The 17,328-nt window shown below is 71.8% G+C and carries 16 protein-coding genes, 1 tRNA gene and 1 pseudogene; 14 read left to right on the forward strand and 4 right to left on the reverse strand.

Going from position 1 to position 17,328, the window contains the following annotated elements:
- Positions 1-658 precede the first annotated feature (658 nt).
- The 11 genes from ACFPZJ_RS34650 to ACFPZJ_RS34700 all read left to right on the forward strand — a co-directional run bounded on the left by ACFPZJ_RS34650 (position 659) and on the right by ACFPZJ_RS34700 (position 10,141).
- A complete protein-coding gene (locus ACFPZJ_RS34650) occupies positions 659-2,785 on the forward strand; it encodes a sensor histidine kinase (protein ID WP_381030130.1) in 2,127 nt (708 codons plus the stop codon).
- Between the two features lie 62 nt (positions 2,786-2,847).
- Entirely contained in the window at positions 2,848-3,282 is a 435-nt protein-coding gene (locus tag ACFPZJ_RS34655; RefSeq protein ID WP_381030133.1) for a roadblock/LC7 domain-containing protein, read from the forward strand.
- 2 nt (positions 3,283-3,284) lie between these two features.
- A complete protein-coding gene (locus tag ACFPZJ_RS34660; protein WP_381030136.1) occupies positions 3,285-3,656 on the forward strand; it encodes a DUF742 domain-containing protein in 372 nt (123 codons plus the stop codon).
- The gene (locus tag ACFPZJ_RS34665) at positions 3,634-4,251 is read left to right on the forward strand and encodes a GTP-binding protein (protein ID WP_381030138.1); all 618 of its coding nucleotides are present in this window, start codon (positions 3,634-3,636) and stop codon (positions 4,249-4,251) included. The genes ACFPZJ_RS34660 and ACFPZJ_RS34665 overlap by 23 nt, the downstream gene beginning before the upstream one ends.
- A gap of 73 nt (positions 4,252-4,324) precedes the next feature.
- Entirely contained in the window at positions 4,325-4,903 is a 579-nt protein-coding gene (locus ACFPZJ_RS34670; protein ID WP_381030140.1) for a GAF domain-containing protein, read from the forward strand.
- 158 nt (positions 4,904-5,061) lie between these two features.
- Entirely contained in the window at positions 5,062-6,090 is a 1,029-nt protein-coding gene (tdh, locus tag ACFPZJ_RS34675; protein WP_381030142.1) for an L-threonine 3-dehydrogenase, read from the forward strand.
- Between the two features lie 37 nt (positions 6,091-6,127).
- A complete protein-coding gene (locus tag ACFPZJ_RS34680; protein WP_381030144.1) occupies positions 6,128-7,321 on the forward strand; it encodes a glycine C-acetyltransferase in 1,194 nt (397 codons plus the stop codon).
- 31 nt (positions 7,322-7,352) lie between these two features.
- The gene (locus tag ACFPZJ_RS34685; protein ID WP_381030147.1) at positions 7,353-8,270 is read left to right on the forward strand and encodes a LysR family transcriptional regulator; all 918 of its coding nucleotides are present in this window, start codon (positions 7,353-7,355) and stop codon (positions 8,268-8,270) included.
- 309 nt (positions 8,271-8,579) lie between these two features.
- Positions 8,580-9,158 (forward strand): helix-turn-helix domain-containing protein, encoded by a 579-nt coding sequence (locus tag ACFPZJ_RS34690; RefSeq protein WP_381030149.1) that lies wholly within the window; start codon positions 8,580-8,582, stop codon positions 9,156-9,158.
- Positions 9,155-9,751: a GNAT family N-acetyltransferase gene (locus ACFPZJ_RS34695; RefSeq protein WP_381030152.1), complete on the forward strand. Its 597-nt coding sequence runs from the start codon at positions 9,155-9,157 to the stop codon at positions 9,749-9,751. Before ACFPZJ_RS34690 ends, ACFPZJ_RS34695 begins: the two co-directional genes overlap by 4 nt.
- A gap of 30 nt (positions 9,752-9,781) precedes the next feature.
- On the forward strand, positions 9,782-10,141 hold the full coding sequence (locus ACFPZJ_RS34700; protein ID WP_381030155.1) for an MmcQ/YjbR family DNA-binding protein: 360 nt from the start codon (positions 9,782-9,784) through the stop codon (positions 10,139-10,141).
- A gap of 93 nt (positions 10,142-10,234) precedes the next feature.
- Here the strand turns inward: ACFPZJ_RS34700 and ACFPZJ_RS34705 are convergent, their stop codons facing one another.
- A complete protein-coding gene (locus ACFPZJ_RS34705) occupies positions 10,235-11,224 on the reverse strand; it encodes a transketolase family protein (protein WP_381030157.1) in 990 nt (329 codons plus the stop codon).
- A gap of 37 nt (positions 11,225-11,261) precedes the next feature.
- Positions 11,262-11,975 carry a transketolase gene (locus ACFPZJ_RS34710; protein WP_381030160.1) on the reverse strand — a complete coding sequence of 238 codons (714 nt, stop codon included), beginning with the start codon at positions 11,973-11,975 and terminating at the stop codon, positions 11,262-11,264.
- A 159-nt stretch (positions 11,976-12,134) separates the two neighbouring features.
- Here ACFPZJ_RS34710 and ACFPZJ_RS34715 point away from each other — a divergent pair.
- A tRNA-Pro gene (locus tag ACFPZJ_RS34715) sits at positions 12,135-12,208 on the forward strand.
- A gap of 491 nt (positions 12,209-12,699) precedes the next feature.
- Here ACFPZJ_RS34715 and ACFPZJ_RS34720 read toward each other — a convergent pair.
- Both ACFPZJ_RS34720 and ACFPZJ_RS34725 read right to left on the reverse strand, forming a co-directional pair.
- A complete protein-coding gene (locus ACFPZJ_RS34720; protein ID WP_381030163.1) occupies positions 12,700-13,743 on the reverse strand; it encodes a LacI family DNA-binding transcriptional regulator in 1,044 nt (347 codons plus the stop codon).
- Between the two features lie 356 nt (positions 13,744-14,099).
- A pseudogene (locus ACFPZJ_RS34725) lies at positions 14,100-14,250 on the reverse strand (MarR family winged helix-turn-helix transcriptional regulator); the annotation flags it as partial.
- A 335-nt stretch (positions 14,251-14,585) separates the two neighbouring features.
- Here ACFPZJ_RS34725 and ACFPZJ_RS34730 point away from each other — a divergent pair.
- Positions 14,586-15,659: a LacI family DNA-binding transcriptional regulator gene (locus ACFPZJ_RS34730; RefSeq protein ID WP_381030166.1), complete on the forward strand. Its 1,074-nt coding sequence runs from the start codon at positions 14,586-14,588 to the stop codon at positions 15,657-15,659.
- A 279-nt stretch (positions 15,660-15,938) separates the two neighbouring features.
- Positions 15,939-17,327: an ABC transporter substrate-binding protein gene (locus ACFPZJ_RS34735; RefSeq protein WP_381030169.1), complete on the forward strand. Its 1,389-nt coding sequence runs from the start codon at positions 15,939-15,941 to the stop codon at positions 17,325-17,327.
- The last annotated feature ends 1 nt before the right edge of the window (position 17,328 follow it).

The following is a 17,328-nucleotide window of genomic DNA, read 5'->3' on the forward strand; positions in this document are numbered from 1 at the left end:
GACGGTCGAGGCGGGTGCGTGTCGGGTGCCGGGGACTCGGTAGCGCCCCGCCGGGAGTCCGCGGGCGGGCGCCGGGCAGGCGGGCCGATGAGCGGACCTCGGATTCCCCCCAGCCCGCCGTGTCTGCATGTGACCGCTTCTGACCAGGTCGGATCGATTGCCTTTCGTTCGCTGACGCGCCCTCAAACGGCTTGTCGGTCTGTCGTACGAGGCCTCATACCAGAGCGGGATGCTCTCCGTATGAGTTTGTCAACTGCCCACCGCACATGATGCGGTGGCGACTACGGTGAGTGTTCGTCGGGCGGCACATGGCCGAGTTCCGGGTGGGCCACGCCGGAGTGTCGACGGAACCAGGCAGGTCAGGGAGCGGGGTCTGTACGTGCAGGCGCAAGGCGGACGAGGCAGAGGGCGCGAGGGAGAGCCCCGCTGCCCGAGCCCGGCCCGGACCCCGCAGCGGCCGGATCCGGACCACTCGGGCGGGCCGCAGACCGACGGCTCCACCGGCGCACAGCCCACGCAATCCGGGCAGCCCGCGCACGTCGGCAGCCACGCGCGCGACTCCGCACGCCGGACGGCGCACAGCCTGCCCCGCGAGCCCAGCCGCACCCCGACGAGCCCTCCTGGCACACAGGCCCGACGGACCCGTACGAGGACACCGATGTCTCACCTCCGCGCCCCGGCCGCCCGCGCAGACCGCCGTGAGGGCGGGCGGCACGGGCGGCCGGTCGCCCGCACCGCTCCCGCGCTGCACGAGACGCACATACGGCCCCACCTGCTGCGGCTCGCCGTGCTGCCACCGGTCGCGGTCGCCCTCAGCGGCTGCGCGGCCGTGCTGTTCACCGTCCGCTCCGCGGGGACACGGCCCGGCGTCACCCTGTGGGCGGTACTCGGCGGCGCGGTCTCGGTGACCCTCGCCGCCGTCGTCATCGCCGCCGTGGCCGCCGACCGCGCCGCCCGGTCCGTGCACGACCGCATCGGCACCCTGCGCCGCAGCACCGCGCGTCGCGAGGCCGACCTGCGTGCCCTCGTCGAGACGCTGCGCCGCGGCGACGGCCCGCCCGAGCGCCGCCCCCACAGCGATCCTCCCGAGGACGCCGACGACTTCGAACTGCTCGCCGCCGACCTGGCCCGCGCGCACGACGGCGCCGTCACCGCCGTCGTCCAGGCCTCGCAGCTCTCCAGCCAGACGGGCAGCGAGCAGAAGCTCGAGGTGTTCGTCAACCTCGCCCGCCGCCTGCAGTCGCTCGTGCACCGCGAAATCTCGATCCTCGACGAACTCGAGAACGAGATGGAGGATCCCGACCTCCTCAAGGGCCTCTTCCACGTCGACCACCTCGCCACCCGGATCCGCCGCCACGCCGAGAACCTCGCGGTGCTCGGCGGGGCCGTGTCGCGGCGCCAGTGGAGCAATCCGGTCTCCATGACCGAGGTGCTGCGCTCGGCCATCGCGGAGGTCGAGCAGTACTCGCGCGTGAAGCTCGTGCCACCGATCGACGGCACCCTGCGCGGCCACGCCGTCGCCGACGTCATCCACCTGCTGGCCGAACTCGTCGAGAACGCCACGGTGTTCTCCGCCCCGCACACCCAGGTGCTCCTGCGCGCCAACCACGTCACCTCGGGGCTCGCCGTCGAGGTCGAGGACCGGGGACTCGGCATGCCGGTCGAGGAGCAGGAGCGGATGAACGCGCTCCTCGCCGACCCCGACCAGGTCAACGTCGCCCGGCTCCTCGCGGACGGCCGCATCGGGCTGTTCGTGGTCTCCCAGCTCGCCCGCCGGCACGGCATCACCGTCCGGCTGCAGACCAACATCTACGGCGGGGTGCAGGCCGTGCTCGTCGTGCCGCAGGCGCTGCTCGGTGCGGGGCCGGGCGGTGGCGGTGGCGACGGTGCTGGTGCTGGCGCAAGGGCGGACGCGCAGGGCGTTTCATCGGCACCTGTGGGTGCCGCGGGGGCGGCGGGGTCGGGTGGTTCGTCCGGGCGAGAGGGGGCGCCCTTACCGGGGACCGGGACCGGTGCCGGGTCTGGGGGGTCCGGGACTGGGGCTGGCACCACGTCGGCTCACAGTGCCGGGGCCGGTGCCGCAGAGCCCGTGTCTCCGTCCCTCTCAGGGGCTTCGTCGTCGCTCGCGGAACGCTCATCGCTCCCGGGGTCCTCGACGTTGCCGGGGTCCTCGATGTTCCCGGAGCCCTCGTCCGCGTCCGTAGCCGGAACAGCGCTCGGTGGTTCATCCGGAGCCCCCGCCGCCGGTTCCCCGGCCGCCTCCGGAGAACCGCCGCGGCTGCCGCGCCGCACCGCACCGGCCGCGCAACGGACCGCTGGCGCAGCGCCGCCGTTGCCGGTGCGTGGCGCGCGTCCGGACCGGCCCAACCCGGCCGAGGCCCCGCCCGGCATCAGCTCCGGCGACCGGCGGATCCTCGCCGAGAACGTGTCCGCCGTACCGACCCCCCGCAACGGAGCCGTGCGCGGCACCATGGGCAAACCCCAACTGCCCCGCCGCCGCGCCCAGGAGCACATCGTCCCCCAACTGCGCGGTGGCCCCACCCCGCGCCAGGACACCGAGCAGCTCGCCGGCCACGACCCGGGCCTGATGGCGGCCTTCCAGCGCGGCATCGGCCTCGCCGAGGCCCAACAGCGGATGGAGTCCGGCCACATGGGGGCGGGCCACATGGAGTCCGGTCACACGGAGTCCGGCCACATGGAGGCACGCCCCGCGCACGGCCACGCGCCCGTGCCCCGTACCGACCACCACACCACCCGGCACGACGGGAGCGCACCCGCCGGATGACCACCCCCCTTCCCAGCACCAGCGCTCCCGCAGACCTACGTACCCCAAGGAGTCGATCCACCATGGCGAGCGAAGCGCCGACCGCCCAGGTATCCGATCTCGACTGGCTGATGAGCGGACTCGTCCAGCGCGTACCGCACACCACCGCCGCCGTGCTGCTGTCCTGCGACGGGCTCGTGAAGTCCGTGCACGGCCTCGACCCGGACAGCGCCGACCACATGGCCGCCCTGGCCTCCGGCCTCTACTCCCTCGGCCGCAGCGCCGGCATCCGCTTCGGCGACGGCGGCGATGTCCGGCAGGTCGTCGTCGAACTCGACTCGACCCTGCTGTTCGTGACCACCGCCGGCTCCGGCACCTGCCTCGCCGTGCTCGCCGGCCGCGAGGCCGACGCCGCGGTGCTCGGCTACGAGATGGCGATGCTGGTCAAGAGCGTCCGGCCGTACCTGGTGACCGCTCCCCGTCAGCAGACCGCCGATTCCCAGGCGATGAGGCCTTGAACGTGGCGGCAGCCGGTGACGGGCCCTGGCTCGACGAGGCGGCCGGTCGGCTGGTGCGCCCCTTCACCGTCAGCAACGGCCGCACCCGTCCCACCGTCGCGCTCGACCTGATGTCGCAACTGATGGCCACCGGGGCAACCCCCCTCGGCTACCTGGGTCCCGAGCACGCGCAGGTGCTCGACCTGTGCCGCGCGCCCGTCCCGGTGGCCGAGGTGGCCGCTCATCTCAAGCTGCCGGTGGCCGTCACCAAGGTGCTGCTGGCGGACCTCGTCGACTGCGGGGCGCTGACCACCAAGCCCCCCGCGTTCCACCACAACCCGACGGACCGGGCTCTTCTGGAGGCAGTGCTCGATGGACTACGACGACAGCTCTGACTACGACGACCGCACCGACCCCTTCCCCACCGCGCTGAAGATCCTCGTGGCGGGCGGGTTCGGCGTGGGCAAGACGACCTTCGTCGGCGCGGTCAGCGAGATCGCCCCGCTCAGCACGGAGGAGTTGCTCACCACGGTCAGCGAGGGGACCGACAACCTCGACGGCGTCGAGAACAAGCTCGAGACGACCGTGGCCATGGACTTCGGCCGCATCACTCTCAGCCCGGAACACGTGCTGTACCTGTTCGGCACACCCGGCCAGGAGCGGTTCTGGTTCATGTGGGACGAGTTGTGCGAGGGCGCGCTCGGCGCGGTCATCCTCGCCGACACCCGCAGGCTGGCGGACTGTTTCGCGGCCGTCGACTTCTTCGAGCAGCGCGGCCTCGCCTTCATCGTCGCGATCAACGAGTTCGACGGCGGCTACCGCTACGACCCCCAGGAGGTGCGCGCCGCCCTCGACCTCCACGAGGAGATCCCGGTCGTGTGCTGCGACGCCCGGATCTCCAGCTCCGGCGTCCAGACCCTGCTGACCCTCGTACGCCACCTCATCGCCCACGCACCGGCCCCCGCCACGGGGTACGGCGCCCACAGGTGACCGCCGCACACCTGCCACGAGAGCCGCATCGGGAGCCGCACATGACGTACGCCCACAGCACGGGAGAGCGCCCATGAGTTACGACCCGCCGCGTCCGGCCGGTCGTCTGCTGCTCACCCCCGAGGACAAGGAGGCCCCCGCCCGCACTCGCCGACTGCGCGGCCTCGGCCTCGGGGAGCGCCCGGAGCCGGCCCTCGACGCCTTCGCGAGCCGCCTCGCCGGACACGCCGGGACGCCGTACGCCATGGTCAACTTCCTCGTCGCGGACGGGCAGTTCTTCGCGGGCCTGCACACCCCGCTCATCGCCCCGGTCGTGCGCAGTGACGGCACCAGTGCCCGGCTGGGCCGCTCGCTGCCCCGCGACCACGGCTTCTGCCCCCATGTGGTGGTCCGGCGCAAGGCCCTGGTGCTGGAGGACGTCTGCGACTACCCGCGGTTCGCGGGCAATCCGGTCGTCGACGAGTTCGGCATCCGCTCCTACCTGGGCGCGCCCCTCATCGACAGCACCGGCATGGTGCTGGGCACCGTGTGCGTCGCCGACATCCAGCCCCGGCCCTGGGGGAAGACCGGCCTGGCCACCATCAAGGAGCAGGCGGCGGGTCTCGTCGCACGGCTGGAGCGGCGGGAGGACGACGGGCTGCCGCCGATCTGACGCCAGGCGTGAAGGAAAGCTGTGGCCGCGCTTAAGAAAACCTCGATGGACCGGTGCGGGCGCCGTACGGCAGATTGCTCTGCGATTCCACTCCTTTCCCCGGCAGCGGGCTCCTTCGGCATGCCCGGAGCCGGGACTCACCCACAGGAGCCGTAGCGTTGAAGGCGCTGGTCAAGGAGAAGGCGGAGCCCGGGCTGTGGCTCGCGGACGTCCCGGAGCCCGCTGTCGGCTCCGGCGACGTCCTGATCAAGGTGCTGCGCACCGGCATCTGCGGCACCGACCTGCACATCCGGTCCTGGGACGGCTGGGCCCAGCAGACCATCCGCACGCCGCTGGTGCTCGGGCACGAGTTCGTCGGCGAGGTCGTCGAGACCGGCCGGGACGTCACCGACATCAAGGCCGGCGACCGCGTGAGCGGCGAGGGCCACCTGGTGTGCGGCAAGTGCCGCAACTGCCTGGCCGGACGACGGCACCTGTGCCGGGCCACGGTCGGGCTCGGCGTCGGCCGGGACGGGGCGTTCGCCGAGTACGTCGCCCTGCCCGCCGCCAACGTGTGGGTGCATCGCGTGCCCGTCGACCTCGACGTCGCCGCGATCTTCGACCCGTTCGGCAACGCCGTGCACACCGCCCTGTCCTTCCCGCTCGTGGGCGAGGACGTCCTGATCACCGGTGCCGGGCCGATCGGCCTGATGGCGGCCGCGGTGGCACGGCACGCGGGGGCGCGCAACGTCGTCATCACCGACGTCAGCGAGGAGCGGCTGGAGCTGGCCAGCAAGATCGGCGTGAGCCTGGCGCTGAACGTCTCGCGGGCGGCCATCGCCGACGGGCAGCGCGAACTCGGCCTGCGCGAGGGCTTCGACATCGGCCTGGAGATGTCCGGCCGCCCCGAGGCACTGCGCGACATGATCGCCAACATGACGCACGGCGGCCGGATCGCGATGCTCGGCCTGCCGGCGCAGGAGTTCCCGGTCGACTGGGCCCGGATCGTCACCTCGATGATCACGATCAAGGGCATCTACGGCCGTGAGATGTTCGAGACCTGGTACGCGATGTCCGTGCTGTTGGAGGGCGGCCTGGATCTGGCCCCCGTGATCACCGGCCGGTACGGCTACCGCGACTTCGAGGCGGCGTTCGAGGACGCGGCCGGCGGCCGCGGCGGCAAGGTCATCCTCGACTGGACCGCGTGACTTCCCCCACCCCGTCAGCACCTTCAGGAGCTTTCCCATGTTCGACTCCGTGCGCGACGACCTGCGCGCCACCCTCGACGAGATCCGCGCGGCCGGTCTGCACAAGCCGGAGCGCGTGATCGGCAGCCCGCAGTCGGCGACCGTCAACGTCACCGCCGGCGGCCGCCCCGGCGAGGTCCTCAACTTCTGCGCCAACAACTACCTCGGCCTCGCCGACCACCCCGAGGTCGTCGCCGCCGCACACGCGGCCCTGGACCGCTGGGGCTACGGCATGGCGTCCGTACGCTTCATCTGCGGCACCCAGGAGGTGCACAAGGAACTGGAGGCGCGGCTGTCGGCGTTCCTCGGCCAGGAGGACACGATCCTGTACTCCTCCTGCTTCGACGCCAACGGCGGCGTGTTCGAGACGCTGCTCGGCCCGGAGGACGCGGTGATCTCCGACGCGCTGAACCACGCGTCGATCATCGACGGCATCCGGCTGTCCAAGGCCCGCCGGTTCCGGTACGCCAACCGCGACCTGGCCGACCTGGAAGCCCGGCTGAAGGAGGCGTCCGACGCACGCCGCAGGCTGATCGTCACCGACGGCGTCTTCTCCATGGACGGCTACGTGGCGCCGCTGCGCGAGATCTGCGACCTCGCGGACCGCTACGACGCGATGGTCATGGTCGACGACTCGCACGCGGTCGGCTTCGTCGGCCCCGGCGGCCGCGGCACGCCCGAACTGCACGGCGTCATGGACCGCGTCGACATCATCACCGGCACCCTCGGCAAGGCCCTCGGCGGCGCCTCCGGCGGCTATGTCGCGGCCCGCGCGGAGATCGTCGCCCTGCTGCGCCAGCGCTCCCGGCCGTACCTCTTCTCCAACACGCTCGCCCCGGTGATCGCGGCGGCCTCGCTGAAGGTGCTCGACCTGCTGGAGTCGGCGGACGACCTGCGGGTCCGGCTGGCCGAGAACACCGCCCTGTTCCGCCGCCGGATGACCGAGGAGGGCTTCGACATCCTGCCCGGCGACCACCCCATCGCGCCGGTGATGATCGGCGACGCGGCGCGGGCGGGCCGGATGGCGGAGCTGCTGCTGGAGCGCGACGTGTACGTGATCGGCTTCTCGTACCCCGTCGTGCCGCAGGGACAGGCCCGGATCCGCGTCCAGCTGTCCGCCGCGCACACCACCGAAGACGTGCACCGCGCGGTCGACGCGTTCATGGCGGCACGGGCGGAGCTCGATGGCTGAAACACGGCGGTGACCTGAGAGAATCGCCCCTATGATCGAGGCGCGGCGGCTCCACATCCTCCGTGCGGTGGCCGACCATCGCACGGTGACGGCGGCTGCCGCCGCGCTGTACCTCACGCCGTCGGCGGTCTCCCAGCAGCTCGCCGCCCTGGAGCAGGAGACCGGCCACCGCCTGGTCGAGCGCGGCGCCAAGGGCGTACGGCTCACCGCCGCCGGGGAGATCCTGCTCAACCACACCAACGCCGTCCTCGCCCAGCTGGAGCGGGCCGAGGCCGAGCTCGCCGCGTACAGCTCGGGCGCGGCCGGCACCGTCACGGTCGCCTCCTTCGCGACCGGTATCGCGCTCGTCGTCGCACCCGCGGTGGCGCGTCTCGCCGAAACCTCGCCCGGCATCCGCATCCGCGTCCAGGACGCCGAGGGCGACGCCAGCCTGCCGATGGTGCTGGACCGGCAGGTCGACGTCGCCGTCGCCGTCGAGTACCGGGGCGCTCCGCCCGCCGACGATCCGCGACTGACCCACGTACCGCTGTACGCGGAGCCCTTCGACGCGGTCGTCCCCGTCACCCACCGCCTGGCCGACGCCGCCGAGGTGCCGCTCGCCGAGCTGGCCAAGGACGCGTGGATCGGGCCGTACCCCGGCAACCCCTGTCACGACGTGGTGGTGCTGGCCTGCGAAAGCGCCGGTTTCCAGCCGCGCCTGGAGCACTCCTCGGACGACTTCCGCGCGGTGGTGGCGCTCGCCTCGGCCGACGCGGGCGTCGCGCTCGTCCCGCGCTCGGCGCTGCGCGGCATGGACCTCACCGGGGTGGTGGTCCGCCCGGTCGACGGTGTGGCGCCGACCCGGAGGGTCTTCGCGGCCGTACGGCGGGGCGCGGAGGAGCACCCGTTGATCCGGCCGGTGCTGGACGCGCTTGGCGAGGCCGCTCGTCGGCAGGACGCCGAGACGTAGGACGCGAGGGGCTCGCGCGGTTGCCCGCCCCACTGCGGCTGCTGCGACAAGGACCCTGTCGTGTACGTGTCCAGAGGTTCGACGGTGCGTCAGCTCGCAGGGGGGTCACTGGGGGCCGTAGCGCGACTTCTGCCGCTGGTCGAACCTCTGTGGCGGGGCTCGGCGGCCCAGCCGGGTCCGCACGAGTGGCTGCGGCACCTGGGATACGCCGGGGCCTGGAGGAGGGCCCGGCCCCTGGCGGCGTTCGGCGGGCGCGACTGACGGCACCGCCCACCGCGTGTTTCTCAAATATGGGATACGATCCCGAATATGAAACAAGAGCTGGAGGGGTCCGACCCCGTGAACGCCCGGCTGGGCGCGCGCCTGGCCGAACTGCGGGCCGAACAGGGCTGGTCGCTGGGGGAGTTGGCGGAGCGCAGCGGGGTGAGCCGGTCCACGCTGTCCCGGGCGGAGCGGGCGGAGATCAGTCCCACCGCCTCGCTGCTGAACCGGCTGTGCGCCGTCTACGGGCGGACCATGTCCCAGCTGCTCAGCGAGATCGAGGCGGAACCCGTGCCGCTCGTGAGGGCCTCCGAACAGCCGGTGTGGGAGGACCGGGCCTCCGGTTTCGTACGCCGGTCCGTGTCCCCGCCGCATGCGGGACTGCGCGGCGAACTCGTCGAGGGCCGGCTCGGCGAAGGTGCCGACATCGCCTACGACCGCCCGCCCGTGCCCGGTTTGGAACAGCACATCTGGGTGCTGGAAGGGGCCCTGGAGTTCACGGCCCAGGACGTCACGCACCACCTCGCGTCCGGCGACTGCCTGAGGCTGCGGGTGTGGGGTCCGACCCGGTTCCGGTGCCCGGGGCCCGAGGGTGCGCGGTACGTGCTGGCGGTGGTGCGGCCATGACCGTCAGCCGACTGGACGAGGCACAACTACTCACAGCCGTCGAGGAGTTGGCCGACCTGCTGACCGACACCGTGGACGGCGGTGCCTCGGTCGGCTTCCTCGCGCCGCTCGACCGGGCCGGGGCCGTCGCCTGGTGGAAGGGGCGGGCCGCCGCCGTGGCAGCCGGGCAGCTCGCCGTGTGGGTGGCACGAGGGGAGAACCGGGTGCCGGGAGGTGAGGAGCGGGCGCCGAGAGGAGAGGACCAGGTGCCGGGAGCAGGGAGCCGGGTGCTGGGCACCGTGAGCCTCGCGCTTGCGGACAAGCCCAACAGCCGACACCGTGCCGAGCTCGTGAAGCTCATGGTCCACCGCGACGCCCGGGGGCAGGGCCTCGGCCGCGGGCTCCTGGCCACCGCGGAGGAGGCGGCCGCCGCGGCCGGCATCACCCTGCTGCACCTGGACACCGAGACGGGCAGCCCCGCCGAGCGCCTGTACCGTTCCGCGGGCTGGACCCCGGCCGGCGCGATCCCCGACTACGCGGCCGACCCCGCCGGTGTCCTCAGACCCACGACGATCTACTACAAGCACTTGGCAGAAGCCGCTCCCACCAGCTGATTGTCAGTGGCAGGGGCTACGGTGCGTGCCATGCCGGATGCCGAAGACGTACGACGGATCGCCCTGTCCCTGCCGGACACGACGGAGAAGGTCGCCTGGAGCATGCCCACGTTCCGGGTCGCGGGAAAGATGTTCGCCACGCTGCCCGAGGACGAGACCTCCCTGGCCGTGCGCTGCCCCAAGGAGGAGCGCGACGAACTGGTGCTCGCCGAACCCGAGAAGTTCTGGATCGCCGGCCACGAGGCGCAGTTCGCCTGGGTGAGAGTCCGCCTCGCCGCACTGGAGGACGAGGAGGAGCTGCGCGACATCCTCGCCGACTCCTGGAGACAGGCGGCCCCGCCCCGTCTGCTGGAGACGCACCCCGGGCTGGGACTGCCGGCCGCGGACTGACGAGCCGGGGGCGTTGTCAGTGCCCCGTGGCATGATCCGGGGCACTGAGTGGCAGCCGGGACCGGAGGGGGGCTCCGGCTGCCGCCCACTGCCTCATACCTGCCCGCGACCGCCCGCCGCTTCCCGCCGGCCCGGCTCCACGGGGCGCGCCCTCCCGGGGCCCGCCTGCCCAAGCACCGCTTTCCCGGCACCCAGGAACCCGCCGATCCGCTCCCGCAGGGACCGCGCGTCGAGACCGTGCGCGGCGACGTGCTCGTCGATACGCCCGTAACGCCGCAGTTCACGCCGGCCCACACCCAGCGCCAGCAGCCGATGCGGGACGTCGGTCAGCGCCTCGTTCGCGGCCGCCGTCGACGTGCCCGCCAGGTACGGCTCGACGAGCACCACGTCGGTCCCGGCCCGCTCCGTGGCCCGGCGCAGGGCGGTCGCGTCGAAGGGGCGGACGGTGGTCGCGTACAGGACGGTGACGTCCAGGCCCTCCGTCGCGTCGAGCACGGCGTCGAGCATCGGCCCGACGGCGACCACCACGCCGGAACGCCCCTCGCGCACCGTCCGGAACCGCTGCCCGTCGACCGGACGCGCCACCGCGTTCTGCTGCACGGACAGCCGCACGTAGACCTTGTCGTCACCGGCGGCGACCGCGTGCCGCAGCAGCGCCTCGGCCTCGTCCGGATGCCCCGGCACATGGACCGTCCAGCCGTCCAGGGTGTCCAGCAGCGCCACATCACCGGGCGCCATGTGCGTGTATCCGCCGGCCGGCCAGTCGAAGGAGGCGGCGGCGCTCACCAGCACCGCGCCCACGCCCTGGTGCCCCAGGTCCAGCTTGACCTGCTCGAAGGGCCGCTCGACGAGAAAGCTGGCGAAGGTGTGCACGACAGGCCGCAGCCCGGTCAGTGCCAGCCCCGCGGCCGCCCCCACCAGCAGCTGCTCGCGGATGCCGACGTTGATCACCCGGTCGGGGTGCCGCCGCTGTGCCTCGGCGAAACCGTCCCTGCCGATCTCGGCGAGGACCACCGCGACGCGCGGGTCCTCGTCGAGCAGGCGGGAGACGACAGGGGCGAAACGGTCCCGCATGGTGTCCATGGACATTCGGTCCTCTCCGGAGTCGGGGTGCGCGGGCTCAGGCGTGCTTGGCTTCCACCCGGGCCACGACCACGTGCGGGCGGCCCGGGTGCGGTGCGGTGAAGGCGGCGTACAGCGCCTCGTGGTCACGGCCGTCGACGGCCACCGCCGACCAGCCCGCCGCCTCGAAACGGGCGGTGATGCCACCGGGCCGCGCATGGCTGGCGGAGGAGTTGTCGACGACGACGGTGTGCAGGTTCTCGAGCCCGGCCGGTCCGGCGAAGGCGATCGCCTCGTGGTTGCTGCCCTCGTCCAGCTCCGCGTCCCCGATCAGCACCCACACCCGCGGCTCACCGAGCCCCTGGGCGCGCAACCCCAGCGCGGTGCCGACGGCGATCGGCAGACCGTGACCGAGCGATCCGCTGCCGATCTCGGCGCCCGGCACGAGTACGCGGTCGGGGTGGTGGCCGAGCGGGGAGTCGTACGAGCCGAAGCCCGGCAGCCACTCCACCGGCACGAACCCCTTGGCGGCCAGCACGGCGTAGTACGCCATCGGCCCGTGCCCCTTCGACAGCAGGAACCGGTCCCGCCCCGGGTCGTCCTTCCCCTCCGGCCCCACCCGTAGCACCCGGTCGTACAGCACCCACAGCACGTCCAGCGTGGAGGTCGCGGCCGGGCCGTGCTTCTCGTCACCGGTCATCAGGCTCATGAGGCCCGGCAGGTCCGTGTAGTCGTACGTGCGTGCGCGCTCGCGTCCGTCGATGGTCGTCATGCGGCGATCGTGTAACCTCAAGCAAACTTGAGGTCAAGGACGGCCGGGTCGAGAACCTCGCCGTCCGCGCCGGAAGAAAGGGGCGCGCGATCACCCGCCCGAGTGCGGTATGGTTTCCCTGCACGTTCGATCGAGGGAAACCCCAGGTCAGACGGGCAACGGGACGTGGCGCAGCTTGGTAGCGCACTTGACTGGGGGTCAAGGGGTCGCAGGTTCAAATCCTGTCGTCCCGACGTGCGAGGGGTCTTCGCAGGCAGCAGCCTGTGAGGGCCCCTTCTTCTGTGCGGGTCGTTCCCGCCTTCGAAGGGGACGAGGACAGCATTGATCGGCGGCTACGGCACCTTCACCAACGTCGACAGCGGCAGTGCCTCCAGGTCGCCGGAGCGTCGACTGCCAACGGCGCCGCTAGGTCGTCCAGGTGTCCTGATGCCAGCGGCCACCACGCGGTCGGGCTGAGCAGCCCCAGCGGTGGAGGTGCGGGAACGGAACAGCCCCCGCACTTCCACCGCACGCCCGGCCGAGCCCTGGGACGAGCCAAGAGGCAGGCGGAAAGCAGCGACCATCTGGATTCTCGCCCCATCGGCCCTGGACTGGTCTCGCCGCCGAGGACCTTGCCGCCGGCGATGTCGAAGATCCTGAAGTAGCCGGAGAGTGCAGGGGGAGGCGCCACTGCTGGACAGTGGTGTTGGTGGTGTTGGTGGTGTTGAGGGGTGGGTGCTGCTGGTTAGCCCTGATGGGGCGGTGGGGGTGCGGTTGAGCCGCGGACGACGAGTTCGACGGGTGGGTCGCTCGCCGGTGGCAGGTCGGTGTCCGGTTTCTCGATGGCGTGCACGAGCTGGCGGATGCCTTCCCGTGCTGCGGCCTGGAAGGGCTGGCGGACGGTGGTCAGTGGAGGGGTGACGTAGGCGAAGACCGGGTTGCCGTCGAATCCGACGACGCTGACGTCCTCGGGCACGCGGCGTCCGGCGTCTCGCAGGGCGTGGATGAGGCCGATGGCCATCTCGTCGCCCGCCGCGAACACTGCGGTCAGGTCAGGGTCCGAGGCAAGCTCGCGTCCCGCGGCGTACCCGGATTCGGGTGACCAGTCGCCCTCGATGACGGGAGGTTCGTGCGCGCCGCGTGCCGCCAGCGCGGCCCGCCATCCTTCTAGGCGGTCCTTGGCGGCGTACCACCCTTGTGGTCCGGCGACGTGGTGGACGGTCGGGTGTCCCAGGTCCAGGAGGTGTTCGGTGGCGGTCCGTGCCAGCTGGTGGGCGGCCACGCCCACGCTCAGTGTGCGGGCGGCGGTGAAGGCGGGCGGTGCTCCCAGGAAGAGGACTGGCACGTCGACGCGCAGGGAGACTTCTCCTTCCACGACGGGTTCGGAGACGACGACTGCGTCGACGCCCTGTTCGAGAAGTGTCTCCACTGCGCCGGCGATGCGTTTGGGGTCGCCGTCGGGGGTGTTGATCATGCGCAGTGCGTATCCGGCGTCGCGTACGGCGTGCTCGATGTGGACGAGGAGGGAGGCGGTGCCGTATCCGGCTGTGCCCAGAGCGACGACTCCGATGGAGTGGGTGCGTCCGGAGGCCAGTGCGCGGGCGGCGTGGTTGAGCCGGTAACCCAGTTCGTCGGCGGCTGCCAGGACACGTCGGCGGGCTTCGTCGGAGACGTAGGGCTCGTTGTTGAGGACCCGTGAGACCGTCTTGCGTGAAACCCCGGCCAGTCGGGCCACGTCCGCACTGCGCGGCGCGGGCGAGTCCGCGTTCCGCCCCGCCCCTGGTGTCATGACGTCTCCTGATGGCCGAGTTTCTGCGTCGTTCGAGATCGACTTGTGACCGCGCGGTCATGTCTACGCATCCGCAGGACTTACGTCAAGAGACCTCCGGGTAATTCCTGCGGGCGCCGATTGACGACATTCCATTGGAGCTCCGGAGGGTTCTGCGGAAGATGCGCCAGGACTGTGCGCTGGGTCAGCCACACGTTGCCGCCCGGAGATCACCTGACCGTGTCGGCAACCAAGGAGCGGCGCCCAGGTAGGCACAGTCCGCGAGCACCGGGATGCCCTACCGCTCGCAGGCCGCGCCGGGCGATCTCGGGCCAGCGTCCCGGAGGAACCGTGTGACCAGCCGCAGCAGGTATGGCAAGAATCAGCAGAACCTCGTGCACGAGGTGACTGATCCCGCAGGTCTCCTCGATCTTCCGGCCCAGGATGTATTCCAACCGGTTCGCCCCACCCTGCAACCGCCAATGCCAGGGGCAGCTCGTGGTCGGCCGTCTCATTGGCGGTCGAGATCTCCTGCTCGCCCGCGGCGCCTCCGTCTGTTCGTCATGCCGGAACCTGCCGCGCCCGGTCGCCCGGTCGCTCGTCGCGCACACGAGTGCGTGGTCCGCGGCCGCCCCGGAGCCGCTGGTGGCCGAGAGATCTGTGCACAGAGATGTTGTGTGAAGTCTTGACGGGATCTGTTCTGATGCGTTGATATGACCGCGCGATCATACCCGTCCGGGTGTGGCTCGCCGACCATGGCTGAGTGGCTTGGAGTGGCCAGGATGCGGACTGCCGGACACCGGGAGACACCAATGACGCGAGGGGGAGGACGGGGTGGCCGCCCCGCGCCGCGCAGCGTTGACGTGGCCCGGTTGGCCGGCGTCTCGCAGCAGACGATGGGGAGTGTCCTCAACGGGGAGCGTTACGTCACCGACGAGGTGCGCCGCCGTGTGCTCGAAGCGGCGGAGGGGTTCGGCTACCGGTCGAACAACGCGGCCCGGGCACTGGCCTCCGGGCGGACCCGCACCATCGGCGTGGTCGCGCTCGGCACCGCCCTGTACGGGCCCGCGTCGCTTCTGATCGGCATCGACCGGGCCGTAGGTGACGCGGGATACGCGCTCCGGATGGTCAGCACGTTCAAAGGCGACCAAGGAGGCGTTGCCGGCGCCGTCGAGTCGCTGCTGGAACAGGGCGTGGGCGGCATCGTCGTCTCCGTACCGATCGACGAGGGAGTGGTCTCGCTCGGCGTCGGCGTGTCGGTCCCGGTGCCGGGCCCACCGGCGGCGTTCGGCGGCACTCGGGCGGTGGCCACCGGCGTCGATGCCCCACTGCTGGCACGGGTGGCGACCGAGCACCTGTCGGACCTCGGGTATATGACGGGCCGTCAGCCAGCAGAGAAACAGCGGTGGTTCGCCGCCCGGGACCGCCTCGCGGGCCGGCGCGGTGCCCTCACCGCGCACGGCCGGGAGCAGCCGCCCGTGCTCGTCGGCGACTGGCCGGCAGCGCCGGGGTACGCGGCAGGCCGGGAACTCGCCTGCGACAGTGACGTGACCGCGGTGTTCGCCGCTGACGACGACCTGGCCCTCGGTCGGATCCGCGCGCTGACGGATGTCGGCCGGCGCGTGCCCGACGCCGTGCGCGTGGTCGGCTTCGACGACATTCCCGTCGCCGCCCTCGTGAACCCGCCGCTGCCACGGTGCGCCAGCCGTACGACGCTGTGGCGTGCGAGGGACTGCGGCTCCTGGTACAGGCCATCGAGAAACCGGACGTGCAACTGCCGCCGTCGAACGATCCGCCGGTCGGACTCGTCCTGCGTGCCTCGACCGCACCCCCGCCGATGCGCAAGACCCCGGGGCGCGGGTCGCGGCCCCGCCCCCCGGTCCCTCGATGAGGCGCACGCGCCTCCGGCGGCGGACAGCCCACCCACCACCAGTTGAAGCCGCTCGCCCGGCCGAACGCCATCCGTTCACGGCCGGGCGGCGAGCCCACCCGCGCCCACGTTCTTCAGCCCTCTCCACGAGCGTGGACGTCAGCTGTACGGAGCGCACGGCGCGTCCGGTCACAGCCCAGGCGACGCACAGCCGAACAGGGCGAATCCGATACCCGGCAGCGATGTCAGCACCTCGCCCCTCCTTCCTTCCATCCGCTCCTTTCCACCCGCGCGACGCGCCCTCGCCAGGCGTGCCGTTCCCTACGCCCAACGGCGGGAGTTCACCATGCCCAGTTCCTCCCTTTCCGCGTCCTCCATGAGCCGTCGGCGGTTCCTGTTCGCGACCGGAGCCGTGTCGCTCGGCGCCGCGCTGGCCGCGTGCAGCGACGACAGCGGCTCCGGCGGCTCGTCCGCCTCCGCCCAGCCGGTCAGTCAGGCCGACATCGACAAGGCGATGCAGACCCCGACCGAGCTGACGTTCTGGACCTGGGTCCCGAACATCGCGGACGAGATCGCGCTGTTCGAGAAGAAGTACCCGGCCATCAAGGTCAAGGTCGTCAACGCCGGTCAGGGCGTGGCCCACTACACCAAGTTGCGCACCGCGCTCAAGGCCGGCCGCGGCGCCCCGGACCTGGCGCAGATCGAGTACCAGGCGGTGCCGACCTTCACCATCACGGACAGCCTGCTGGACCTGCGCCCGTACGGCGCGTCCGAGCTGCAGGACCAGTTCGTCGACTGGACGTGGGCGCAGGTCAGCGGACCCGACGGCCAGGTCTGGGCGATACCGCAGGACACCGGCCCGATGGGCATGCTGTACCGCAAGGACATCTTCGACCAGCACGGCATCCAAGTGCCGCAGACCTGGGACGAGTTCGCGGAGGCAGCGCGCAAGCTCCACGAGGCGGACCCCGGCGTCTACCTCACCAACCTCGCGGCGAACGAGCCCGCCGCCTGGCACGGCCTGCTGTGGCAGGCGGGCGCGAAGCCGTACGCCACCTCCGGCAAGAGCGACCTCTCCGTCAGCGTCGACGACGCGGTCTCCAAGAAGCTCGCCGACTACTGGGGCGGGCTCGCGAAGGAAGGCGTCATCAGCACCGACCCGGACTTCACTGACGGCTGGTATGCCGGGTTCAACAAGGGCAAGTACGCCACCTGGCTCACCGCCGCCTGGGGCCCGTCCTTCCTGTCCGGATCGTCCAAGGCCACCGCGGGCAAGTGGCGGGCGGCGCCGCTGCCGCAGTGGGACGCTGCCAAGCCCGCCTCGGGTAACTGGGGTGGCTCCACCACCGCGGTGATCAGATCGACCAAGAACCCGATCGCGGCGGCGATGTTCGCGCAGTTCCTCAACGGCGACCCCGAGAGCGCGAAGATGTTCGCCACCAAGCAGTTCTTCTTCCCGGCCACCAAGGCTTTGCTAGCGGACCCGGATGTCACCGGCAACGCGCCCGCCTTCTACGGCGGCCAGAAGGTCAACCAGCTCTTCGCCGACATCAGCGACACGGTCTCCACCTCCTTCCAGTGGCCCCCGTTCCTCGACCAGGTCGCCACGGACTGGACCGAGACCGTCGGCAAGTCCCTCGCCGACAAGTCCGACACCGTCGCCGCGCTCGGCAAGTGGCAGTCGCGCATCACGACGTACGCCAAGAACCAGGGCTTCACCGTCAAGGGAGCCTGAT

Origin of the sequence: Streptomyces bullii (genome assembly GCF_042657145.1) — a bacterium.
In the GTDB taxonomy this organism is placed as follows: domain Bacteria; phylum Actinomycetota; class Actinomycetes; order Streptomycetales; family Streptomycetaceae; genus Streptomyces; species Streptomyces bullii.